Below are 23,788 nucleotides of genomic sequence, written 5' to 3' on the forward strand. Positions count from 1 at the left end.
TGTGGCCTTTGTCGCAGCCTCCGGCAGTGGCTACAGGGTTTGACGAGTGTTTGGCGTGGCTCCATGTGCCATTACGCCGCAGACCCTGCTACAATACGCGCGCTCTTTTGCGGGTAATCCCGACTAAAGTACTAGGTCTAATAGTTGACTTAAATAGTCGGGAATAGCATACTCGTCTCCATTCCGAATTCCGTGGTACCTGTCCATGAGACTGACTACAAAAGGCCGTTACGCCGTAACTGCAATGCTCGATTTGGCGTTGCACGCACAGCACGGGCCGGTGTCCCTGGCCGATATTTCCGAGCGCCAAGGCATCTCTCTTTCCTACCTTGAGCAACTGTTTGCCAAATTGCGCCGCAGCAGCCTGGTTTCCAGTGTGCGTGGCCCGGGTGGCGGCTATCAGCTGTCGCGCGACATGCAGGGCATCCAGGTGGCTCAGGTTATTGATGCCGTGAACGAGTCGGTCGACGCAACGCGTTGCCAGGGCCTTGGCGACTGCCATGCCGGCGACACTTGCCTGACCCACCACTTGTGGTGCGACCTCAGCTCGCAAATACACGATTTTCTCAGCGGTATCAGCTTGGCTGACCTTGTCACTCGCCGTGAGGTACAAGAGGTAGCCCAGCGTCAGGATCTGCGCCGCTGTAATGGCAAGGCGCCGCACCTGGATAAGATCGAAGCGTCCGCCGTCGATTGATTGCATAAAAACGACGGTGCGCCAGCCAGCCTGATTTAGGAGATAGTCCATGAAATTGCCAATTTACCTCGATTACTCAGCCACTACCCCGGTTGATCCGCGTGTTGCTCAAAAAATGAGCGATTGCCTGTTGGTTGACGGGAACTTCGGTAACCCGGCTTCGCGTTCCCACGTGTTTGGCTGGAAGGCTGAAGAAGCGGTTGAGAATGGTCGCCGTCAGGTTGCAGATCTGGTTAATGCCGACCCGCGTGAAATTGTCTGGACCTCCGGTGCTACCGAGGCCAACAACCTGGCAATCAAGGGTGCTGCGCATTTCTATGCCACCAAGGGCAAGCACCTGATCACCGACAAGATTGAACACAAGGCCGTCCTCGACACCATGCGTCAGCTGGAGCGCGAAGGCTTTGAAGTGACTTACATCGAGCCGGGCACCGACGGTCTGGTAACGCCAGCCATGGTTGAGGCCGCCATGCGCGACGACACCATTCTGGTTTCGATCATGCATGTGAACAACGAAATCGGCACCATCAACGACATCGCTGCCATTGGTGAGCTGACTCGCTCGCGCGGCGTGTTGTTCCATGTTGATGCGGCACAGTCCACTGGCAAGGTTGAGATCGACCTGGCCAAGCTGAAGGTCGACATGATGTCGTTCTCGGCTCACAAGACCTACGGCCCTAAAGGCATCGGCGCGTTGTACGTAAGCCGCAAGCCTCGCGTGCGTATCGAAGCCACCATGCACGGCGGCGGTCACGAGCGCGGCATGCGTTCGGGCACCTTGGCCACCCACCAGATCGTGGGTATGGGCGAAGCGTTCCAGATTGCCAAAGAAGAGATGGCGGCGGAAAATATCCGTATCAAAGCGTTGAGCGATCGTTTCTTCAAGCAGGTTGAACATCTTGAAGAGCTGTACGTTAACGGCAGCATGACTGCCCGCGTTCCGCACAACCTGAACCTGAGCTTCAACTACGTTGAAGGCGAGTCGCTGATCATGGCGCTCAAGGATTTGGCAGTGTCGTCCGGTTCGGCTTGCACCTCGGCCTCTCTGGAACCGTCCTACGTGTTGCGTGCCCTGGGCCGCAATGACGAATTGGCTCACAGCTCGATTCGTTTCACGTTCGGCCGCTTCACTACCGAAGAAGAAATCGATTACGCCGCGCAGAAGGTTTGCGAGGCTGTCACCAAGTTGCGCGCTCTGTCGCCGCTGTGGGACATGTACAAAGACGGCATCGACATCTCGAAAATCGAATGGGCGGCGCACTAACAATTTAAGTCGCCGTAAGTAGACGCTGTAGCGTAGCGAACAGCAGCTTTTACAGCGTCTCGAGAGCGACTCTCTGATGAGTGAGGATTAGTACCATGGCTTACAGCGAAAAGGTCATTGACCACTACGAGAACCCGCGCAACGTCGGCAAGATGGACGCGGAAGACCCGGATGTCGGTACCGGCATGGTCGGCGCTCCGGCGTGCGGCGACGTGATGCGTTTGCAGATCAAGGTCAACGATCAGGGCATCATTGAAGATGCCAAGTTCAAGACCTATGGTTGCGGTTCGGCAATTGCTTCCAGCTCCCTGGCTACCGAGTGGATGAAAGGCAAGACTCTGGATGAAGCAGAGACCATCAAGAACACTCAGCTGGCCGAAGAACTGGCTCTGCCACCGGTAAAAATTCACTGCTCGGTACTCGCTGAAGACGCCATCAAGGCGGCTGTTCGCGATTACAAGCAGAAGAAAGGTTTGATCTGATCTTCGACCCCGTGCCGGTAACGGCATGAGCGTGGTGAAGATACTGGCGATATGTAAGGAGTCCTGATGGCTATCAGCATGACAGAAGCGGCGGCTCGGCATATTCGTCGTTCCCTTGATGGGCGCGGCAAAGGTGAGGGGATTCGTCTGGGTGTTCGCACCACGGGCTGTTCCGGTCTTGCCTATGTGCTTGAGTTTGTTGACGAGGTTGGCAGCGACGATCAAGTCTTTGAAAGTCATGGCGAAAAAGTGATCATCGATCCTAAAAGCCTGACCTATCTGGACGGGACCGAGCTCGATTTCGCCAAGGAAGGGTTGAACGAAGGTTTCAAGTTCAACAACCCCAACGTGCGCGGTGAATGTGGCTGCGGCGAAAGCTTCAATATCTGAGGCTACTCGTGGGTACTCCTTGTCATTTCGCATTATTTGAACTGCAGCCGGGCTTTTCGCTCGATCTCGAGCAGTTGGCTACGCGCTACCGTGAGTTGGCGCGTGGTGTTCATCCAGACCGGTTTGCTGATGCTTCCGAGCGTGAGCAGCGGCTGGCGCTAGAGCAATCCGCCAACCTCAATGAGGCCTACCAGACGCTCAAGAGCCCACCCAAGCGCGCGCGTTACCTGCTTGCGATGAATGGGCGTGAGATGCCGCTGGAAGTGACGGTGCATGATCCCGAGTTTCTGATGCAGCAGATGCAATGGCGCGAAGAACTTGAAGATTTGCAGGACAGCGCCGATATGGCAGGTATTGCAGCCTTCAAGCGTCGGCTTAAAGTCGCTCAGGATCAATTGAACGACAGCTTCGCTGCTTGCTGGGATGATGCTGCGCAACGTGAACAGGCCGAACGCCTGATGCGGCGCATGCAGTTCCTCGACAAGCTCACTTACGAAGTGCGCCAGTTAGAAGAGCGCCTCGACGATTAACCCCGTGCTGCCCTGGTTGCACGCCTGATTACAGATAAGCCCTGATTACGATGGCCCTACTGCAGATCGCCGAACCCGGCCAAAGTCCTCAACCGCACCAGCGACGTCTGGCTGTGGGGATCGACTTGGGCACTACCAATTCGCTGGTTGCTGCATTGCGCAGCGGTCTTTCCGAGCCTCTGGCTGATGCTGAAGGCAAGGTCATTTTGCCGTCTGCGGTGCGTTATCACGCCGATCGCATCGAGGTGGGTGAGTCTGCTCGTCTGGCGGCTTCCAGTGATCCTTTCAATACCGTGTTGTCGGTCAAGCGTTTGATGGGTCGTGGTCTGTCCGACGTCAAGCAATTGGGCGAGCAGTTGCCTTACCGCTTTGTTGGCGGTGAGTCGCATATGCCGTTTATTGACACCGTGCAGGGTCCTAAAAGCCCGGTAGAGGTGTCGGCCGATATTCTGAAGGTGTTGCGCGAGCGTGCCGAGAAGACCTTGGGCGGCGAATTGGTGGGTGCGGTGATTACCGTTCCGGCTTATTTCGATGATGCCCAGCGTCAGGCTACCAAGGATGCTGCTCGGCTTGCCGGGCTCAATGTGTTGCGTCTGCTTAATGAGCCAACGGCTGCTGCCGTGGCCTATGGTCTGGATCAGCACGCCGAAGGCGTGGTCGCTATCTATGACCTGGGTGGTGGTACGTTCGATATCTCAATCCTGCGTTTGACCGGTGGTGTGTTTGAAGTCCTGGCGACCGGCGGCGATACCGCGTTGGGTGGCGATGACTTTGACCATGCGATTGCCAGCTGGATTGTCGAGCAGGCGGGCTTGTCCGCTGATCTTGATCCGGGCACTCAGCGCGAGCTGCTGCAAATTGCCTGTGCGGCCAAAGAAGCTCTGACGAACTCGTCTTCTGTATCGGTTGCCTTTGGCGACTGGCATGCAGAGCTGACCCGTGAAGCCTTTGATGCCCTTATCGAGCCAATGATTGCGCGCAGCCTCAAGGCTTGCCGTCGTGCTGTGCGCGATTCCAACGTTGAGTTGGAAGAAGTCCAGGCAGTGGTGATGGTTGGTGGGTCTACCCGAGTACCTCGGGTGCGCGAAGCTGTAGCCCAGATGTTCGGCCGTCAGCCGCTGACCGATATCGACCCGGATCAAGTGGTCGCCATTGGCGCGGCGATCCAGGCCGATACCTTGGCGGGCAACAAGCGTGATGGTGGCGAACTGCTGCTGCTTGACGTTATTCCGTTGTCGCTGGGTCTTGAGACCATGGGCGGGCTGATGGAAAAGGTCATTCCGCGCAACACCACGATTCCGGTGGCTCGCGCTCAGGACTTCACCACCTATAAAGACGGCCAGACGGCCATGATGATTCATGTGTTGCAAGGTGAGCGCGAACTGATCAGTGATTGCCGTTCCCTTGCACGCTTTGAATTACGCGGTATCCCGCCGATGGTGGCCGGTGCCGCGAAAATTCGCGTGACCTTCCAGGTGGATGCCGATGGCCTGCTGAGTGTGTCGGCTCGCGAGCTGGGTTCAGGCGTTGAAGCCAATATCCAGGTCAAGCCGTCCTACGGTCTGACCGACGGCGAAATTGCCAAAATGCTCAAGGATTCGTTCCAGTACGCCAGTGACGACAAGGTCGCCCGCGTATTGCGTGAGCAGCAGGTGGATGCCCAGCGGCTTATCGAGGCCGTGCAAGCGGCTCTTGAGGTCGATGGTGAACGCTTGCTGGACGCTGAAGAGCGCATGGTCATTGAGCTGCAAATGCAGGAATTGTCCGAATTGTTGAAAGGCACCGATGGTTATGCCATCGAGCAGCAGACCAAGCGTCTGTCGCAAGTGACTGATGCCTTTGCTGCCCGTCGCATGGACTTGACCGTCAAGGCCGCCCTTGCGGGTCGCAACCTGAATGAAATCGAGGAATAACTGATGCCGCAGATCATTTTTCTGCCACACGCCGAGCATTGCCCGGACGGTATGGTTGTAGAGGCTGAGACCGGCAAGACCATTCTCGAAGTGGCCCACGACAATCACATCGAAATCGAAAGTGCCTGCGGTGGCGTTTGCGCCTGCACCACGTGTCACTGCGTGATTCGCGAGGGTTTTGACTCGCTGAACGAAGCTGACGAGCTGGAAGAGGACTATCTTGATCGGGCATGGGGTCTGGAAGCGACTTCGCGCCTGAGCTGTCAGGCTCGCGTCGGGACTGAAGACATTACCGTCGAGATTCCAAAGTACTCGCTCAACCATGCTGCCGAAGCGCCGCACTGATAACGCTGAACGGCTACTAGGTTTTGAGTGGCCTCAGAATTTGCTTATAAGGAATTGTCATGAGCCTTAAATGGGTTGATGTGCAGGAAATCGCCATACAACTGGCTGAAGCTCACCCGGATGTCGATCCGCTCTCGGTGAATTTCGTCACGCTACGCAATCTGGTCATGGCACTGCCTGAGTTCGACGATATCCCTGATCGCGGCGGAGAGAAGGTTCTCGAAGCCATTCAGGGTTTGTGGATCGAAGAAGCCGACTAAGCTTGTAATCGACGTAATTATGAAATACCCAAGAACCCGCGTATAATTCGCGGGTTTAATTTTTCGCTTAAATCACTGTTTCTGGAGTTACACCATGGCTGTTCAACGCACTTTCTCCATCATCAAGCCTGACGCTGTTGCAAAAAACGTTATCGGCGAGATCACCACTCGTTTTGAAAAAGCCGGCCTGAAGGTTGTAGCTTCCAAACTGAAGCAACTGTCCAAAGCAGAAGCTGAAGGCTTCTACGCTGAGCACAGCGCTCGTGGCTTCTTCGGCGACCTGGTTGCTTTCATGATCTCCGGTCCAGTTGTTGTTCAGGTTCTGGAAGGCGAAAACGCTATCGCTCTGAACCGTGAGCTGATGGGCGCTACCAACCCTAAAGAAGCAGCTGCTGGCACTATCCGTGCTGACTTCGCTGAATCCATCGACGCTAACGCTGTTCACGGTTCCGATTCTGAAGCAGCTGCTGCTCGTGAAATCTCGTACTTTTTCGCAGCTACTGAAGTAACCACTCGCTAAGTATTAGCTTGTGAGTGAGGGTGAAGACATGATTGCAACGACTGGCAAAACCAACCTGTTGGGTTTGACTCAACCGGAAATGGAGAAATTCTTCGACTCAATCGGGGAGAAGCGTTTCCGTGCCGGTCAGGTCATGAAGTGGATTCACCACTTTGGCGTCGATGATTTCGACGCCATGACTAACGTCAGCAAGGCCTTGCGCGACAAGCTCAAGGCTATTGCTGAGGTTCGTGGACCTGAAGTCGTCAGCGAGGATATTTCTACCGATGGCACCCGTAAGTGGGTGGTCCGCGTAGAGTCCGGCAGCTGCGTCGAGACCGTTTATATTCCCTCGGGCAAGCGTGGCACTTTGTGCGTTTCGTCCCAGGCTGGCTGTGCCCTGGACTGCAGTTTCTGCTCCACCGGCAAGCAAGGCTTCAATAGCAACCTCACCGCCGCCGAAGTTATTGGCCAGGTGTGGATTGCCAACAAATCCTTTGGTAGCGTCCCGGCAACCATCGACCGTGCCATCACCAACGTGGTGATGATGGGTATGGGTGAGCCGCTGCTGAACTTCGACAACGTTATTGCCGCCATGCATCTGATGATGGATGACCTGGGCTATGGCATCTCCAAGCGCCGGGTGACCCTGTCTACCTCGGGCGTGGTGCCGATGATCGATGAGCTGGCCAAGCACATCGACGTCTCTTTGGCGTTGTCGCTGCATGCACCCAATGACGAATTGCGCAGTCAGTTGGTGCCGATCAACAAGAAGTACCCGCTCCAGATGCTGCTCGAGTCTTGCCGTCGCTATATGTCGACCCTTGGCGAAAAGCGTGTTTTGACCGTTGAGTACACCATGCTCAAGGACGTGAACGACCATGTCGATCACGCTCGCGAAATGATCGAGTTGCTCAAGGACACTCCGTGCAAGATCAACCTGATCCCGTTTAACCCGTTCCCGCATTCTGGCTATGAGCGTCCAAGCAACAACGCCATTCGCCGTTTCCAGGAGCTGTTGCAGCAAGCCGGGTATAACGTGACCGTTCGCACCACCCGTGGTGAAGATATCGACGCGGCGTGCGGGCAACTGGTCGGCCAGGTCAATGACCGCACCCGTCGCAGTTCGCGCCTTATTGCGGCGCGTGAGCTCAGCGCCGATGCCGAATCAGCGCAAAGCGCTGCCTCTGCACCCTGAGAGAGGACATCCATGATCTTGCGCGCCGCGCTCCCCGTCGTTTTGGTCAGCTTGTTGGCTGGCTGCGTGTCATCGGGCGATTCAAGCTCGATGACCGGCGACAAGGGACGTAGCGAAGCGCGTGAGGCTTATGTTCAGCTGGGGTTGGGTTATCTGCAGCAAGGGATGACCGAACAGGCCAAAATCCCATTGCGCAAAGCCCTTGAACTCGACAAGGCTGACCCGGACACCAACGCTGCGCTGGCCTTGGTGTTTCAGTCCGAAATGGAGTTTGAGCTGGCCGAGCAGGCATTCCGTACTGCGTTGAACGGTCGCCCTGGCGATGCTCGCATCCTCAATAATTACGGCAGCTTTCTGTTTGCGCAGCAGCGCTATCAGGACGCCCGGGTCCAGTTTCAAAAAGCGGCGGCAGACAACCTTTACCCGGAGCGTTCCCGAATCTACGAGAACCTGGGTATGACGTCGCTTCAATTGGGGCAACGTGAGACAGGTCGTCAGCAGCTCGAAAAAGCTCTGCGCCTGAACCCGAGGCAACCGCGCGCGCTGCTCGAAATGGCTGAGATGTCATATCAAGACAGACAATATGTATCTGCACGTGACTTTTACGATCGTTTTAGCCTGCTTAGCGGGCAAAATGCACGTAGTCTATTGCTCGGTGCGCGACTGGCGAGTGTTTTCGACGACCGCACCCCAACTGCCAACTTTGGCCAGCAACTAAAACGACTCTATCCCGGCACGCCGGAATATCAGCAATACCTGTCGGAGCAATGATGAAAGCGGCGCACCCCGAAGTTCTAGCAGCGACTCGTGTCAATCCCGGTGAGACTCTGCGTCAGGCCCGTGAAAACAATGGATGGACGTTGGCTGAAGTCGCCTTGAAACTCAATCTCACGGCCAGCTCCTTGAGCAACCTTGAGACCGGAGCGTTCGACAAGCTGCCGGGGCATACCTTTGCTCGCGGCTACATCCGTGCTTATGCAAAATTGCTGGGCATGGACCAGGCCAGCCTGGTACGTGAATTTGACCTTTACACCGGCACAGATGCCAATGGCAGCAATGTGCACAGCCTGGGCCGTATAGAAGAGCCGGTGCGGGTATCCCATACCATTTTGCGCATCGTCAGCCTGTTGTTGCTGATCGCCGTGATCGGTGGCGGTTTTATCTGGTGGCAGGATCAAACGTCCATGCGCGCCAAGGACCTGGTTGGCCTGGCCCCGGAACACGTTGAAGTTGAAGGGGCTGACGGTACAACCCGGATCCACCCGATTGATGAGCCTGAAGATCAGGCTGTGGCCGAGGCCGCAGTTGAAGGGCAAGCGCCTGTTGCAACTGAAGGTGCTCCTGAGCAATCTGCAACAACTGCGCTGGCACTGCCATCCGCTCCGGCAGCGGCGCCTCTGACGCCAGCCGCCACCCCGCTGATTCAACCTGCGCCAGCGCCAGCTGTTGCGGCACCGGTAGCACCTGCTGTTGCCCCGGCAACGCCTGCTGCAGCGCCGGCCGCCGGTGCAGGCAAGGTCAGTGTGCAATACACCGCTGACTGCTGGACCCAGGTTACCGACGCCACGGGCAAAGTGCTGTTCGGTGGCCTGAAACGCAAAGGCGAAAATCTAGAAGTGAGCGGCAAGTCTCCACTGACTCTGCGTCTGGGTTACGCCCGCGGTGCGCAGGTAAGCTACAACGGTCAGTCTGTGGATATAGCTCCTTTCACCAGTGGCGAGACTGCTCGTCTGAAATTGGGTCAATAAGTCATGCACGGCGAATCTCCAATCAAACGTCGCGAATCGCGCAAAATCTGGGTCGGCAATGTACCCGTAGGTGGCGACGCCCCTATCGCTGTACAGAGCATGACCAACAGTGACACCAATGATGTCGCTGCAACCGTTGCTCAAATCAATCGTCTGGAAGCAGCAGGTGTCGATATCGTGCGGATTTCCGTACCGGATATGGACGCGGCTGAAGCTTTTGGCCGAATCAAGCAACTGGTCAAGGTGCCATTGGTTGCCGACATCCACTTCGATTACCGGATCGCTCTGCGCGTAGCGGAATTGGGTGTGGATTGCCTGCGAATCAATCCGGGCAACATCGGTCGTGAAGACCGTGTGCGTGCGGTGGTTGATGCGGCCCGCGATCGTGGGATCCCGATCCGCATTGGCGTCAACGCCGGTTCGCTCGAAAAAGACCTGCAAAAGAAATATGGCGAACCTACGCCTGCCGCTCTGGTCGAGTCGGCGCTGCGTCACGTTGAACACCTTGAGCGCCTTAACTTCAAGGACTTCAAGGTCAGCGTAAAGGCTTCCGACGTGTTTATGGCCGTTGAAGCCTACCGTTTGCTGGCCAAGGAAATCGTCCAGCCACTGCACTTGGGAATTACCGAAGCAGGTGGTTTGCGCTCAGGCACAGTGAAATCTGCCGTGGGCCTAGGTATGCTGCTCGCCGACGGGATTGGCGATACCATTCGCATTTCCTTGGCTGCAGACCCGGTAGAGGAAGTAAAAGTCGGTTACGACATCCTCAAGTCCCTGCACCTGCGCTCGCGCGGCATCAACTTTATCGCGTGCCCAAGTTGCTCGCGGCAGAACTTCGACGTGGTGAAAACCATGAATGAACTCGAAGTGCGGCTTGAAGACCTGCTGGTGCCGTTGGATGTCGCGGTGATCGGTTGTGTGGTCAACGGCCCAGGCGAAGCCAAGGAAGCCCATGTGGGGCTGACCGGTGGTACACCTAACCTGATTTACATCGACGGCAAGCCGTCGCACAAACTGACGAATGAAAACCTGGTGGATCATCTCGAAAAGCTGATCCGGCAGAAGGCGGCCGAAAAGGTCGAAGCTGACGCAGCAGTTATCGCGCGCGGCTAACCAGACGAATAAAGGATTTATTGTGAGCAAGTCTTTGCAAGCCATTCGTGGCATGAACGACACCCTGCCGGAGCAGACGCCTCTGTGGCGCTATCTTGAAAGCAAGGTTTCGCGTTTGCTGGATAACTACGGTTACAAGCAAATCCGTATGCCGATCGTCGAATTCACCGAGCTGTTCAAACGCTCGATCGGTGAAGTGACCGACATCGTCGAAAAAGAGATGTACACCTTCGAAGACCGCAACGGCGATTCGCTGACCTTGCGCCCTGAAGGGACTGCGGCGTGCGTGCGTGCTGTACTTGAACACGGCCTCACGGGCGGCGGTCAGGTGCAAAAATTGTGGTACATCGGCCCGATGTTCCGCCACGAGCGTCCGCAAAAAGGCCGTTATCGCCAGTTCCACCAGATCGGGGTCGAGGTGTTCAACCTTGATGGTCCGGACATCGATGCCGAGCTGATCGTGCTGACCTGGCGCCTGTGGGGCGAGCTGGGCATCCGTGATGCGGTCAAGCTCGAACTCAACAGCCTTGGCACCAGCGAAGCGCGTGCACGCTACCGTGCGGCACTGGTCGAATACTTGTCCTCGCGTCTGGGCGAGCTTGACGAAGACAGCCAGCGTCGCTTGAAATCCAACCCCTTGCGCGTCCTCGACACCAAAAATGCCGATACCCAGGCGGTTTTGGTCGATGCACCGAAGATGGTGGATTACCTCGACGAAGAGTCCCGCGTGCACTTCGAGGGCCTAAAGGCGCGCCTCGATACCGCTGGCATTCCATACACGATCAATCCAAAACTGGTTCGTGGCCTGGATTACTACAGCAAAACCGTATTTGAATGGGTCACCGACAAACTGGGCGCTCAGGGCACCGTGTGTGCTGGCGGTCGTTATGACGGTCTGGTCGAGCAAATGGGCGGCAAGCCCACTTCGGGCGTTGGCTTTGCCATGGGCATCGAGCGTTTGATCCTGATGCTTGAAACCCTTGAGCAAATCCCGGAAGAAATCGCGCGTCAGGTTGATGTTTACCTGTGCGCTTTCGGTGAGGCCGCCGAACTGGCAGCCTTGGCTTTGAGCGAACGTGTTCGCGATCAGCTCCCGAACCTGCGCTTGCAGATCAATGCCGGTGCAGGCAGCTTCAAAAGCCAGTTCAAAAAGGCTGACAAGAGCGGCGCGCTGTACGCGCTGATCCTGGGTGACGACGAATTGGCCCAGCAAGTGGTAGGTGTCAAACCCCTGCGTGGCCAGGGCGAACAACAAACGATTGCCTGGGATGCTCTTGCTGAGCACTTGGCCACCTGCATCGTGCAGGGTTGAAGCTGTAAAACAGCCGATTTAGCGAAAAAGGAGTGTTGGGGTGTCGAGTAACGAAGATGATCAGCTGGGCGAGTTGAAAGACTGGTGGCAGCGCAACGGCAAACCCCTGGTCACTGGCGGCTTGCTGGCGCTGGTGGTGGTGTTCGGCTGGCAGGCTTGGCACAAATATCAGAGTAATCAGTCGCAGGGTGCGTCGATTCTCTACCAACAATTGCTTGAAACCACGCTCACGCCTGACGGTCAGCCCGATGTGGCCCGTGTGGCTGACTTGGCCAACAAGCTGAAAAACGAGTACGCCGGTTCGGCCTACGCGCAATTTGGCGGTCTGTTTGTGGCCAAGGTCGCAGTGGACAACGGCAAGCTGGATGACGCGGCAACTGAGCTGAAAGCCATTGTCGACAAACCTGCCAATGCCACCCTGGGTGAAGTGGCGCGTCAGCGTCTGGCTCAGGTTCTGGCGGCGCAGGGCAAGGTTGATGATGCCCTTAAGTTGCTTGAAGGTGATTCGGACAAGGCATTCCTGGCCAGCCGTGAAGAGCTCAAGGGCGACTTGCTGGTACAGCAGGGTCGCACCGACGACGCACGCGCAGCCTACGAAAAAGCCAAGGCTGGATTGTCGGATGAGGCTGCAGTAGGCGGTTTGCAAATCAAGCTCGATGACCTGGTCAAAGGGGATGCGTGACGTGATGCGTTGGAAACATGCGGCACTGCTGGCTCTGGTCATTTTGGCCGCGGGTTGCAGCAGCAACAGCAAAAAAGAACTGCCACCGGCTGAGCTGACCGACTTCAAAGAAGAAGTCGTGCTGCAAAAGCAATGGAGTCGTTCGATCGGTGACGGCCAGGGCAAAACCTACAACATGCTGGTTCCGGCTGTTGAAGGTAACAACATCTACGCCGCTGACGTAACGGGTGTAGTGATGTCCCTGGACCGTATGAACGGCGACGTCGAGTGGAAAAAAGACCTCGAGCTGCCTGTTTCCGGCGCTGTAGGCCTGGGCTATGGTCTGGTCATGCTCGGCACCTTGCAAGGTGACGTGATTGCCCTGGACGCCAGCACTGGCGAAGAAAAATGGCGCTCTCGCGTTAACAGCGAGGTGCTTGCACCGCCTGCGACCAACGGCGATATCGTTGTGGTACAGACTCAGGACGATCGCCTGATCGGTCTGGATGCTGACACCGGTAATCAACGCTGGACGTATGACAGCACGCCAGGTGTGCTGACCTTGCGCGGTACTGGCGCACCACTGGTGACCAATCACCTGGCAATTGCCGGTCTGTCGACTGGTAAAGTGGTTGCCCTTGATACGCGCAACGGTGTGCCTGTGTGGGAGCAACGTGTTGCTATCCCGCAAGGTCGCTCCGAGCTTGAACGCATTGTCGATATTGACGGTGGCCTGCTGATGTCTGGCGGTACACTGTACGTCGCCAGCTACCAGGGCCGCATGGCGGCACTGGAAATGGAATCGGGTCGTGTGCTTTGGCAACGCGATGCTTCCAGCTATGCCGGTGTCGCCCAAGGTTTTGGCAGCGTCTACATCAGCCTGGCGTCGGGCACCGTAGAAGGCGTTGACGAGCGTTCGACCACCTCACTGTGGAGCAATGATGCTCTGGCTCGCCGTCAATTGTCGGCACCGGAAGTCTTCTCCAGCTACGTGGCGGTCGGTGACATGGAAGGCTATCTGCACCTGTTAAGCCAGGTCGATGGTCGTTTCGTGGGCCGTACCCGCGTTGACAGTGACGGCCTTCGGGCACGTCCGCTGGTGGTCGGTGACATGATTTACGTGTTTGGTAACAGCGGCAAACTGGAAGCCCTGACCATTCGCTAAGGCGTCTATGCTTGAGGCTTCAGTCTCAGGCAGCCTTGCTCTGGCAAGGTTTGCGGCACATTTGTGCTGTTCCGAACTCTGGCCGCTGCCTTGCAGCGGCTTTTGTATTTTCTGAAATAACGAAGTGGAGAGCCGCATGGTTCCCGTAATCGCCCTGGTGGGCCGACCAAACGTCGGCAAGTCCACCTTGTTCAACCGCCTGACCAGGACTCGTGACGCCATCGTTGGCGACTTGTCCGGTCTGACCCGTGATCGCCAATACGGTGAGGCCAAGTGGCAAGGGCGTTCCTACATTCTGGTCGACACCGGCGGTATCTCCGGTGACGAGCATGGTATGGACGAAAAGATGGCCGAGCAGTCGCTGCTGGCTATCGAAGAAGCTGACGTCGTTCTGTTCCTGGTAGATGCAAAAGCAGGCTTCACCGCCGCTGACCAGATGATCGGCGAACACCTTCGCAAGCGTAACAAGCGTTCCTACGTGGTTGCCAACAAGGTCGACAACATCGACCCGGAATTGGCGCGTGCAGAATTTGCACCGTTGGGCATGGGCCATGCGATCCCGATCGCGGGTGCTCATGGCCGTGGTATCACCCAGATGCTGGAAATCGCCCTGAGCGACTTCCCTAAAGATCCGGAAGAGGAAGAAGAAGGCGAAGCCGAAGTCGTTCTTGAAGGTCAGGAAGCCAAGCGCATTCCCGGTCCCAGCGAAAAAGACGGCATCAAGATCGCCATCATCGGTCGTCCTAACGTCGGCAAGTCGACCCTGGTCAACCGCATGCTCGGTGAAGATCGGGTTATTGTTTATGACGAGCCAGGCACCACGCGCGACAGCATCTACATCCCGTTCGAGCGTAACGACGAGAAGTACACGCTGATCGACACCGCCGGTGTGCGCAAGCGCGGCAAGATCCACGAAGAAGTTGAAAAATTCTCCGTGGTCAAAACCCTGCAAGCGATCAAAGACGCCAACGTGGTGATCTTTGTGATGGACGCCCGTGAAGGCGTGGTCGACCACGACCTCAACCTGTTGGGCTTTGCACTGGAGGCCGGTCGTGCTCTGGTCATCGCGATCAACAAGTGGGACGGCATGACCCCGAGCGAACGTGATTTCGTCAAGGTCGAGCTGACTCGTCGCCTGTTCTTCGTCGACTTCGCTGACATTCACTTTATCTCGGCCCTGCATGGCACTGGCGTGGGTAACCTGTACCAATCGGTGCAGAATTCCTTCAAGTCCGCGGTTACCCGCTGGCCGACCAACCGTTTGACCCAGATTCTGGAAGACGCGGTTGGCGAGCACGCGCCGCCGATGGTCAATAGCCGTCGAATCAAGCTGCGTTATGCCCACTTGGGTGGTGCTAACCCGCCGATTATCGTGATCCACGGTAACCAGGTTGAGAAGGTTCCGAAGTCTTATGTCCGTTATCTCGAAAACACCTACCGTCGTGTCTTGAAGCTGGTCGGTACGCCGATCCGCATCGAGTTCAAAGGTGGCGAGAACCCGTACGAAGGCAACAAGAACTCGCTTACCGACCGTCAGGTCAACAAGAAGCGCCGCATGATGTCGCACCACAAGAAAGCCGAGAAAAACCGCAAAGACAAACGCTAATAGCGCAAGCTTAAAGCGTAATGAGAAAGGGTCCGAAAGGGCCCTTTTTCGTGTCTGATGTTTGGGCTATTCTCGGTGGGTCCTGTGCCGCAGTCAGTGCCGGGAACTCAACAGGGAACGGCCATGATCACCAGCAAGTTGCCAAACGTCGGCACAACTATTTTCACACGCATGTCGCAGCTCGCCACAGAAACCGGTGCACTCAACCTGTCTCAGGGGTTCCCCGATTTTGACGGCCCGCAGGCATTGCGTGATGCAGTCGGCCAGCATATTGCCAATGGCCACAATCAATACTCGCCCATGACCGGCCTGCCTGCATTGCGTCAACAGGTGGCGGCAAAAATCGCCCGCAGTTACGGGGTTCAGGTGGATGCCGACACCGAGGTGACGATCACCCCCGGCGCAACCCAGGCTATTTTCTGCGCGATCCAGGCCGTGATTAATGCCGGCGATGAAGTGATCGTCTTTGATCCGTGCTACGACAGCTACGAGCCCTCGGTTGAACTGGCTGGCGGTCGTTGCGTGCATGTGCAACTGGGGTTGGATGACTTCTCGATTGACTGGCAGAAACTGGAAGATGCGCTGAGCCCGCGCACGCGCATGATCATTCTCAATAGTCCGCACAATCCAAGTGGAGCCCTGATCAATCGTGCCGAGCTGGATCAGTTGGCCAAGCTGATTGCCGACCGCGACATCTACCTCGTCAGCGACGAGGTGTATGAGCATCTGGTGTTCGATGGCGTGCCCCACGTCAGTGTTTTGTCCCATCCTGAGTTGTACCATCGAGCTTTCGTTGTCAGCTCATTCGGCAAGACCTACCACGTGACAGGCTGGAAAACCGGTTACGTCGTCGCACCGCCTGCCCTGACCGCCGAGTTGCGCAAGGTTCACCAGTACGTCAGTTTCTGTGGTGTGACACCTTTGCAGTATGCGTTGGCGGACTTTATGGCCGCTCACCCTGAACACGTTGAAGAGTTGCCCGGGTTTTACCAGGCCAAGCGAGACCTGTTTTGTGATTTGTTAAGCCCATCGCGTTTTACCTTCAAACCGGTGGCAGGGACTTATTTCCAGTTGGTGGATTACTCCCGAATTCGTCCGGACCTGAACGATGTCGACATGGCTGTATGGCTGACCCGCGAACACGGCGTGGCGACTATTCCGGTGTCGGTGTTCTACCAGACCCCGCCCGCAGGGCAGCGGCTGGTTCGTCTATGTTTTGCAAAACGCGAGGAGACGCTGCGTGAAGCAGCAGAAAAACTATGCGTGATCTAAGTGGTTTACCCGATCTAGCTGTGGCGCTGGTGCAAACCACGCTGGCATGGCATGACCGCCAGGCTAACTTCGAGCATTTCGACGAGCTGCTTGAGCAGGCTCGGGGCGCCGATCTGGTGGTGCTGCCGGAAATGTTTACCACCGGGTTTAGCATGGAGTCCAAGACTCTGGCTGAACCTGAAAACGGCCCGAGCACTGACTGGCTGCGCAAGCAGGCTAAAAGGTTGAATGCCGTGGTGACGGGCAGCGTGATTGTGCAGGCTGCGGATGGCAGTCATCGCAATCGGTTGCTGTGGGCGCGCCCCGATGGCGAAGTGCTGCACTACGACAAACGGCACCTGTTTCGAATGGCGGGTGAGCATGAGCACTTCACCCCGGGTGAGCGTCAGGTTCAGTTCGAAGTCAAAGGCTGGCGGATTCGCCCGCTGATTTGCTATGACCTGCGTTTTCCGGCGTGGAGCTGCGACCCGCATGACACCGACGTGTTGCTGTACACCGCCAGTTGGCCAGGTGCGCGTCGATTGCACTGGAACCGTTTATTGCCTGCACGGGCCATTGAAAACCTGTGTTATGTCGCGGCAGTGAATCGGGTGGGCACCGACGGTAAAGGGATGGTTTACACGGGGGACAGTCACATCTTCGACTTCCAGGGCGAGTCGTTGCTCAGTGCAGGGGAGGCGGATGGTGTTTTCACCATGAGCCTGAATGCAGCCGAGTTGGGGGCTTATCGCGAGCGCTTCCCCGCGTACCTGGATGCAGATGATTTCGAGCTGCGCTGACTGTTGAACGCTCCGTAGCAGCTGCCGAAGGAACGAGGCTGCGTTCGGCGGCGAAGCCGTCGTAAGATCGGACACTGCGGTGTGCCAGGTAAACAGGGAGCTCAGGATTTACGGCGCGCTTCGCGCCCGAACGCAGCCTCGCTCCTTCGGCAGCTGCTAAAAGGCGTTGTGTATTCAGGCCAATAAAAAGCCCCCAAGGCTCTCGCCTTGGGGGCTTTTGTGTTTCTGGCGATGCTTACGCAGCTTTCGCTTCAACTTCACTCAGCGAACGGTTCAGGGCGCTGAACAGGGCTTTGAAGCTTGCTGTGGTGATGTTTTCATCAATGCCCACGCCATGTACTGCACGTCCGCCATCGACTCGCAGTTCAATGTAGGCCGCGGCCTTGGCGTTGGTGCCAGCGCCAATCGCGTGCTCGTTGTAGTCCATTATTTCGGCATTAACCGGCAGGCCGGCTACCAGCGCTTCCAGCGCGCCGTTGCCCTTGCCGCTCCAGCGCAGGTTGGTTTCGCCATCGCCCTTGGCCGACACTTCAACCTCGACAGCACTGTGGCCGTTCTCTTCCTGCAAGCGGTGGCTGACCAGCGCGTACGGCGTGTTGGCCTGCAAATACTCAGTGCGCAGCAAGTTGTGAATCTGCTGAGCGGTCATTTCCAGACCCAGACGGTCGGTTTCACGCTGCACCACCTGGCTGAACTCGATCTGCATCCGGCGCGGCAAGTTGATGCCGTATTCCTGCTCCAGGAGGTAAGCAATCCCGCCTTTGCCCGATTGGCTATTAACCCGAATCACGGCTTCGTAGCTGCGGCCAATATCAGCCGGGTCGATTGGCAAGTACGGCACTTCCCACAAGGCATCCGGTTTTTGCTGGGTGAAGCCCTTGCGGATAGCGTCCTGGTGCGAGCCGGAGAACGCGGTGTGGACCAGGTCGCCGACATACGGGTGACGTGGGTGAACCGGGATCTGGTTGCACTCTTCGACGACTTTGCGCACGCCGTCGATGTCCGAGAAGTCCAGTTGCGGGTCCAGGCCCTGGGTGTACATGTTCAAGGCCACAGTCACCAGATCGACGTTACCGGTGCGCTCACCGTTGCCGAACAGGCAGCCTTCAACGCGATCGGCACCGGCCATCAGGCCCAGTTCGGTAGCAGCAACACCAGTACCACGGTCGTTGTGGGTGTGCAGGCTGATCAATACGCTGTCACGGCGATTGATATGGCGACCGAACCACTCGATCTGGTCGGCGTAGATGTTCGGGGTCGCGCACTCAACGGTTGCAGGCAAGTTGAGGATCATCTTGTGCTCTGGCGTCGGGTTCCACACCTCGATCACCGCGTCACACACTTCCTTGGCGAACTCCAGTTCGGTGGCGCTGAACGTCTCTGGCGAGTACTCAAAGGTCCAGTGGGTTTCAGGCTGCTGAGCGGCGTATTTGACGAACAGCTTGGCGGCGCTGACCGCGATTTCCTTGATGCCGTCCTTGTCCTGATTGAACACGATGCGGCGGAAGGCAGGGCAGGTGGCGTTGTACAAGTGAACGATGGCTTTTTTCGCCCCGCGCAACGACTCGAAGGTGCGCGCGATCAAGTCTTCACGGCCCTGGGTCAGCACCTGGATGGTGGTGTCATCAGGGATATGGCCGTCTTCGATCAGAGTGCGCACGAAGTCGAAGTCGGTCTGGGACGCAGCCGGGAACGACGCCTCGATTTCTTTAACGCCAACGCTGACCAGTGTCTTCCAGAAACGCAGTTTCTTCACCGCATCCATCGGCTCGATCAGCGACTGGTTGCCGTCGCGCAAATCGGAGCTGCACCAGATTGGCGCGCTGGTGATGGTTTTCGAAGGCCAGGTACGGTCAGGCAAATCAATGACCGGGAAGGCGCGGTATTTGGAAGATGGGTTTTTGAGCATGGTCATCAGGCAATCCTTTATGTGCGGGCCGACTAATCAGATGCGGCCAGCCGGAAAAATACAAAGCAGAAGGCGAGGCACCGCAATTAGCTTTGCAGTCGTGCACTGACCAAGCAAAGGCTGCGATGTTGGCGAAGCAGAATGAGGGTATGAGATGTGTTCATGACCTCAACCCTAACCATTGGTGAGAAGGATGGCAAGTAGGCAAATAACATTGAGATAACTGCTCGAATATGGCGAATATTTGGATTTTTATCGCGATATTTTCTTCAGGTTGCATAATTTATTGCGCAGCAAAAGTGTCGGGCATACATCGGGTGCTGTTTGCCGCAGGCAATATCAGTCGGTGCCGGTTGAACCCTGGGAGGGTGCGTGCTGACGGTCAGGAATTTTGGTGCCTCAAAGCTGTGACAGGCTCCGTCATCAATCGTGAAAACCTGTGAAAAGCCTTGTTTTACGGTGCTAAGGCATGATCACTGATGAGGGTTTTCACTTCATCAGTCCAATCCTCGTAATACTTGATTCCGCTTCCACAGCAGTGTCACACGCTCTGTAGGGACCTGTTATCAGCCGCCAGGTATTACGATGCGTATTTACAGCTATCTCTTTCTGTTGATGGGTTGTGTTTGGGGCTTGAGTGCCTCGGCAATCGCTTCGCCAGCCATCAATCCGGGGCCGATGTTCGGCTTTTTGGAGGATGGTAAAAGCGCCGTCCTGAAACGTATTTATAACTCCGGGACCAGCACTGCATTCGTCAAGGTAGTGGTGCAGGAAATCATCTATGACGCTCAGGGCCAGCCTGTCGAGCAGCCGCCAAAAGCGCTCTCAACTGCGCCGTTGGCTGAGCAGGACACATTGCTGGCCAGCCCGGCACGGATGATTATTCCTGCTGATGGCATGCAGTCGACGCGTCTGTTGTTTATGGGCCGTCGGGACCACGAGCGGTATTACCGGGTTCGCTTTATTCCCGTGTTGCCGTCCAGTGCCGACAGTTTTGACCAGAGTCCGGATGATCAGCAGGCCTACAAGAAAGACTTGGCAGCGCAAGTAACCCTGTTGACCGGGTTCGGCACGCTGCTGTTTGTCAGACCGGACAAGGTCACGTTCGATACCCGGCTTAAAGATGACAAGGATACGTACAGCGTTCATAACGCAGGCAATAGTGTTGTAGCGCTGGACTTCGTTAAAAGTTGCCATGCCGATAAAGCCAACGAATGCTCGAATATTATTCAGCACTACGTATTGCCCGGTACAACTTATACCTTCACCAAAGAGCACAATAAGGTCCATAGCTTTGTCCTTCAAGAGGGGACGGCCAAGCGCACGGTTTCATTTACTCGCGTTTGAATTTGAATTGCACATAAATGATGTATCACCCCTGACGATAAACCTGAAAAAGGATGTAAAACATGCACCGTACTTTTATGGCTACTGTTAGTCCGTTGGCCCTCGCTTTGCTTGCCACTCTGGGCGCCACTCACGTATCGGCTGCTGATCCAGTCGATGTACAAATTCAATTGATCGCCAGTATTCCATCGGACAACTTCTATGTCGTGCCCGCAGAAACCGGCTGGATTAGTGTGCCGCAACGTATGGAGTGGACGCCCAATATGGGCACGGGATATGGCCAGTTGAGCACTCTGCGCAAGGCTTTTGATGTCAAAAACAGTTCAGGTGCGATTGCCGCGCGTCTGACCGATGCCGGCGGACCTTATCTGTCGAGTGGCACTGATGTGGTTCCGCTCTACGTTCATATCAATAACAAGGAGCTTACTGCTACAAGCCAGGAATTTATCAACGCCACTGAAGCCGCTGCCGGTAAACGTGTTGACCTGACCATTGCCGCAGCCGATATAGGCCGGGATTATGCTCCGGGTGAATACAGTGCCATCGTCAATATGACCTTCGATGCCGTTGCCCCGGTCACACCTTAAACCGTCTTTAGTATGACCTGAGTTCTAAAACTTGCTTTCCGGGTGGTCGAACAGCGATCGATGTTTTCGGCTGCCTGGAAAGTGTAGTTGTGAGGGTTTTACATAAACGATGTCAGTTTGTCTGGATACCAACTATTGAACTCTGTAATGGGTCGTGCCCTGACTGTTTGCTGTTCGATTATATTATCGACTGGCCTTAACGCTGAGGTTAATTCACCGTCAAAATTAGGTGTGTTAAGTCAGGCAGAGTCTTTGCCTGATGGTTTTCAGGAGCACTTCTTCGATGTGCCTCTGGCCGTGCGCATCGATGTGAATGCCAAGTTGCTTGGCGATGCCCTGGTGATCCTCGGTCGTGATGAGAAAATTCGACTGTTGAGCTTTACCGATACACAAGAAAGCGCATTACCTGAGGCAGAGCGTGCCGAATGGCTGGCTCAGTTGTCCATGCCGACTGCGCTGGGTAGCTGTACCAGCAACTGTGCAAATGGCCTGGTGGCCTTGCATTACAACCTGCAAGACTCTCTATTTTCGATTTTGACCGATAACGCCGAACGTGAAGGTGTTTCTGCGCAATATCACAGCCTCCCTGAAGACGGCAGTGCTGGCCTGATTCTGCACAATCAGTTGAACATTGCCCGAGGTGGTGGCTCCGCAGCCAGCACGGCAGCGCGTTACAACGTTCAGGCCAGCAGCAGCATCGGTAACTGGACACAGGTGGCTTCGGCTGAGCTGGCGCGTACCGGTGAACCCGACTCTCCCACCTATCACTCACTTAACCAGCTCTACGGCCAGCGTGAATTTGCCGGCAATTTTTTCCGTCTGGGGTATTTCACCCCGGATGCGTTAGGGGTTTATCGACGCCCGCGCAATTTTGGCGCCAGCCCCGATACCACCCTCGGTTTCATGTACGGCACCAGCGACAGCCTGGCCGTCAACGACTCAAGCCCCAGCACTTATCCCGTCTATGTCACGCCCAGCCGCCAGGGCCTGGTTGAGGTCTATCGCGACGGTGTTCTGATTTACAGCCAGGCCGTTGCCAGTGGCTTGCAAACACTCGACACCCGGCGCTTGCCCGGCGGTATTTACCCGGTCCAGGTGCGCTTGATCGAGGACGGTCAAGTGACCTCTACAACCGAAGAGGTGATCTACAAACCCAACAATTGGCGCAATGCCGATCAACCCTGGCGCTATAGCGTGTTCGGTGGCAAACGACGCCAGTTGTTCAACAACTGGGGCGATGACATTCAATATGATCAAGGCTTGACCTACGGCGTCCTAGTCAATTACTTGCTGCACCCGCGAGTCATTCTTGGGGTGGACGCCCAGCGTGTGGCGCAAAAAATGCAATTCGGCAGTTCCATCGATTGGAGCCTGTCGGACAGAATCAGTCTCAACAGCAATGTGTATCAAACGGCGGGCTACGGTACCGGAATGGACATTCAGGCCCGTTATCAATACCACGGTGGCAGCGTGATGTTTTCTCACTCGCGCTCCTGGCTTGATACCCGAAACGACCTCGATTATCTGGACACCGTCGCGATTCGCCCGAAAAACCGCTACAACGGCCGAACTCAAAGCACCTCGCTCGCGCTTTCCCAGCGCCTGAGCCTGACCAGCAGCCTGACGGGTAGGGTTAGCCACAGCAGCGGCAATACCAACGGCACAGGGGTGGATCTGAGCTGGTTGCGCAGCAGCACGCTGTTTGGCAGTGATGTGAATTGGCAACTGTCGCTGTTTGACCGCCCTTCGAGCATCAGCACCGGGAGCCAGCGTAATCGCGGGATCGACCTGAGCATCAACCTGGCGCTGGGCAAACCGGGTGGCAATCTCACGGCCAGTATCGGCAGCCGAACCTCCCGTGATGGCGAGCGCGAACTCAATGGCTCAGTGGGTTACAACAAGACTCTCGACGGTGCTTTTTTCAAAAGCTACTCCACCAGCCTCACGGCCGACAGTTACGGCGCAGGTTTGAACGGCGCCACGCAATTTGAAACCCTGATGCTCAACGGCGACGCCTATGCTCAGCGTTCATCCTATAACGGCGAGGTCAGCGGTGGTTTGAACCTCAGCAGTACCGTAGCGGTGGGTGGCGGAACAGTGGCTGCCAGCGGTAGTTTTTATGGGGGCGACGGGGCAATGATCGTCGACCTGGATTCGGACATCGACAACCTTGTATTAAGCGCTGATGACTTGGGCGGCAGTTTTGGCGCTGCGCTTAAACCCGGCAGAAATGTAGTGCCGGTGGGCGCTTATAAAAGTGGCACGGTGCACTTCGACTTCACCGGCAATGATGCTCACGCCGCGTCGATACAACCTGCGCAGGCGCGCTACCACCTCAATAAGGGCGGGGTGATGTATCAGAAAGTGCGCGTACTCAAAACCTTGTCCGTGCTTGGGCGCCTTGTTGATCCACAGGGCCGTCCCATGGCGGGCGCACATATTGTTAATCATGCCAGCAGCGGTGTGACTGAGGCCGACGGGTTCTTTGTACTGGAAATGAGCGAATCGTCTCCCAGCCTGCAAATTAATCATCGGGGGCAGCCAGCATGCAGTGTCCTCCTGGAGCCGGGCAAACATAAGCGCGAAAACAATGTGCTGCTGGTGGCCGATATTGTCTGCCATCCCTCTTCGGTGGGCGTTGCGAAAGGGCCGTGAGAGGCCATGTCGCGGCCATGCAGGTGCTACAGGGTGCACAAGGAGCGTGTGATTTA

At 56.3% G+C, this 23,788-nt stretch carries 23 protein-coding genes; 22 read left to right on the plus strand and 1 reads right to left on the minus strand.

Going from position 1 to position 23,788, the window contains the following annotated elements; all coding sequences use genetic code 11:
• Positions 1-205: 205 nt before the first annotated feature.
• The 19 genes from iscR (at position 206) to N7D90_RS04550 (ending at position 17,234) form a co-directional block, all read left to right on the plus strand.
• Complete coding sequence (iscR, locus tag N7D90_RS04460; protein WP_261741055.1) at positions 206-697, plus strand: Fe-S cluster assembly transcriptional regulator IscR; 492 nt, start codon at positions 206-208, stop codon at positions 695-697.
• 49 nt (positions 698-746) lie between these two features.
• On the plus strand, positions 747-1,961 hold the full coding sequence (locus N7D90_RS04465) for an IscS subfamily cysteine desulfurase (protein ID WP_261741056.1): 1,215 nt from the start codon (positions 747-749) through the stop codon (positions 1,959-1,961).
• A 95-nt stretch (positions 1,962-2,056) separates the two neighbouring features.
• Complete coding sequence (gene iscU / locus N7D90_RS04470) at positions 2,057-2,443, plus strand: Fe-S cluster assembly scaffold IscU (RefSeq protein WP_261741057.1); 387 nt, start codon at positions 2,057-2,059, stop codon at positions 2,441-2,443.
• A 66-nt stretch (positions 2,444-2,509) separates the two neighbouring features.
• A complete protein-coding gene (gene iscA / locus N7D90_RS04475) occupies positions 2,510-2,833 on the plus strand; it encodes an iron-sulfur cluster assembly protein IscA (protein ID WP_048359112.1) in 324 nt (107 codons plus the stop codon).
• Positions 2,834-2,841: 8 nt separating this feature from the next.
• Positions 2,842-3,363 (plus strand): co-chaperone HscB, encoded by a 522-nt coding sequence (gene hscB, locus N7D90_RS04480; RefSeq protein WP_261742377.1) that lies wholly within the window; start codon positions 2,842-2,844, stop codon positions 3,361-3,363.
• A gap of 50 nt (positions 3,364-3,413) precedes the next feature.
• Positions 3,414-5,276 carry a Fe-S protein assembly chaperone HscA gene (gene hscA, locus N7D90_RS04485; RefSeq protein ID WP_261741058.1) on the plus strand — a complete coding sequence of 621 codons (1,863 nt, stop codon included), beginning with the start codon at positions 3,414-3,416 and terminating at the stop codon, positions 5,274-5,276.
• 3 nt (positions 5,277-5,279) lie between these two features.
• Positions 5,280-5,621, plus strand: a complete 342-nt coding sequence (fdx, locus tag N7D90_RS04490) for an ISC system 2Fe-2S type ferredoxin (RefSeq protein ID WP_003443365.1) — start codon at positions 5,280-5,282, stop codon at positions 5,619-5,621.
• Between the two features lie 59 nt (positions 5,622-5,680).
• Complete coding sequence (gene iscX, locus N7D90_RS04495; RefSeq protein ID WP_016779607.1) at positions 5,681-5,881, plus strand: Fe-S cluster assembly protein IscX; 201 nt, start codon at positions 5,681-5,683, stop codon at positions 5,879-5,881.
• A gap of 94 nt (positions 5,882-5,975) precedes the next feature.
• Positions 5,976-6,401, plus strand: coding sequence for a nucleoside-diphosphate kinase (ndk, locus tag N7D90_RS04500; RefSeq protein ID WP_003443361.1), 426 nt, complete (start codon positions 5,976-5,978; stop codon positions 6,399-6,401).
• Positions 6,402-6,429: 28 nt separating this feature from the next.
• Positions 6,430-7,578 carry a 23S rRNA (adenine(2503)-C(2))-methyltransferase RlmN gene (gene rlmN / locus N7D90_RS04505; protein ID WP_261741059.1) on the plus strand — a complete coding sequence of 383 codons (1,149 nt, stop codon included), beginning with the start codon at positions 6,430-6,432 and terminating at the stop codon, positions 7,576-7,578.
• Between the two features lie 12 nt (positions 7,579-7,590).
• Complete coding sequence (gene pilW / locus N7D90_RS04510; RefSeq protein ID WP_261741060.1) at positions 7,591-8,349, plus strand: type IV pilus biogenesis/stability protein PilW; 759 nt, start codon at positions 7,591-7,593, stop codon at positions 8,347-8,349.
• Complete coding sequence (locus N7D90_RS04515) at positions 8,349-9,326, plus strand: helix-turn-helix domain-containing protein (RefSeq protein ID WP_261741061.1); 978 nt, start codon at positions 8,349-8,351, stop codon at positions 9,324-9,326. The genes pilW and N7D90_RS04515 overlap by 1 nt, the downstream gene beginning before the upstream one ends.
• A gap of 3 nt (positions 9,327-9,329) precedes the next feature.
• A complete protein-coding gene (gene ispG / locus N7D90_RS04520) occupies positions 9,330-10,439 on the plus strand; it encodes a flavodoxin-dependent (E)-4-hydroxy-3-methylbut-2-enyl-diphosphate synthase (RefSeq protein WP_048359105.1) in 1,110 nt (369 codons plus the stop codon).
• A gap of 22 nt (positions 10,440-10,461) precedes the next feature.
• The gene (gene hisS, locus N7D90_RS04525) at positions 10,462-11,751 is read left to right on the plus strand and encodes a histidine--tRNA ligase (RefSeq protein ID WP_261741062.1); all 1,290 of its coding nucleotides are present in this window, start codon (positions 10,462-10,464) and stop codon (positions 11,749-11,751) included.
• A 40-nt stretch (positions 11,752-11,791) separates the two neighbouring features.
• Positions 11,792-12,433: a YfgM family protein gene (locus N7D90_RS04530; protein ID WP_261741063.1), complete on the plus strand. Its 642-nt coding sequence runs from the start codon at positions 11,792-11,794 to the stop codon at positions 12,431-12,433.
• Complete coding sequence (gene bamB / locus N7D90_RS04535) at positions 12,426-13,577, plus strand: outer membrane protein assembly factor BamB (RefSeq protein WP_261741064.1); 1,152 nt, start codon at positions 12,426-12,428, stop codon at positions 13,575-13,577. Before N7D90_RS04530 ends, bamB begins: the two co-directional genes overlap by 8 nt.
• Before the next feature lie 136 nt (positions 13,578-13,713).
• Entirely contained in the window at positions 13,714-15,183 is a 1,470-nt protein-coding gene (der, locus tag N7D90_RS04540) for a ribosome biogenesis GTPase Der (RefSeq protein WP_261741065.1), read from the plus strand.
• 123 nt (positions 15,184-15,306) lie between these two features.
• Positions 15,307-16,455, plus strand: coding sequence for a pyridoxal phosphate-dependent aminotransferase (locus N7D90_RS04545; protein WP_261741066.1), 1,149 nt, complete (start codon positions 15,307-15,309; stop codon positions 16,453-16,455).
• A complete protein-coding gene (locus N7D90_RS04550) occupies positions 16,443-17,234 on the plus strand; it encodes an amidohydrolase (RefSeq protein WP_261741067.1) in 792 nt (263 codons plus the stop codon). Before N7D90_RS04545 ends, N7D90_RS04550 begins: the two co-directional genes overlap by 13 nt.
• A 235-nt stretch (positions 17,235-17,469) precedes the next feature.
• Here the strand turns inward: N7D90_RS04550 and leuA are convergent, their stop codons facing one another.
• Positions 17,470-19,149, minus strand: a complete 1,680-nt coding sequence (gene leuA / locus N7D90_RS04555; protein ID WP_261741068.1) for a 2-isopropylmalate synthase — start codon at positions 19,147-19,149, stop codon at positions 17,470-17,472.
• 579 nt (positions 19,150-19,728) lie between these two features.
• On the opposite strand from leuA, the gene N7D90_RS04560 reads away from it, so the two are divergent.
• The 3 genes from N7D90_RS04560 (at position 19,729) to N7D90_RS04570 (ending at position 23,732) form a co-directional block, all read left to right on the plus strand.
• Positions 19,729-20,490 (plus strand): hypothetical protein, encoded by a 762-nt coding sequence (locus N7D90_RS04560; RefSeq protein ID WP_261741069.1) that lies wholly within the window; start codon positions 19,729-19,731, stop codon positions 20,488-20,490.
• 62 nt (positions 20,491-20,552) lie between these two features.
• Positions 20,553-21,077, plus strand: coding sequence for a fimbrial protein (locus tag N7D90_RS04565; protein ID WP_261741070.1), 525 nt, complete (start codon positions 20,553-20,555; stop codon positions 21,075-21,077).
• A 147-nt stretch (positions 21,078-21,224) separates the two neighbouring features.
• Positions 21,225-23,732: a TcfC E-set like domain-containing protein gene (locus N7D90_RS04570; RefSeq protein WP_410012064.1), complete on the plus strand. Its 2,508-nt coding sequence runs from the start codon at positions 21,225-21,227 to the stop codon at positions 23,730-23,732.
• The last annotated feature ends 56 nt before the right edge of the window (positions 23,733-23,788 follow it).

The sequence above is a fragment of the Pseudomonas fragi genome, from assembly GCF_025426255.1.
GTDB lineage: Bacteria > Pseudomonadota > Gammaproteobacteria > Pseudomonadales > Pseudomonadaceae > Aquipseudomonas > Aquipseudomonas kulmbachensis.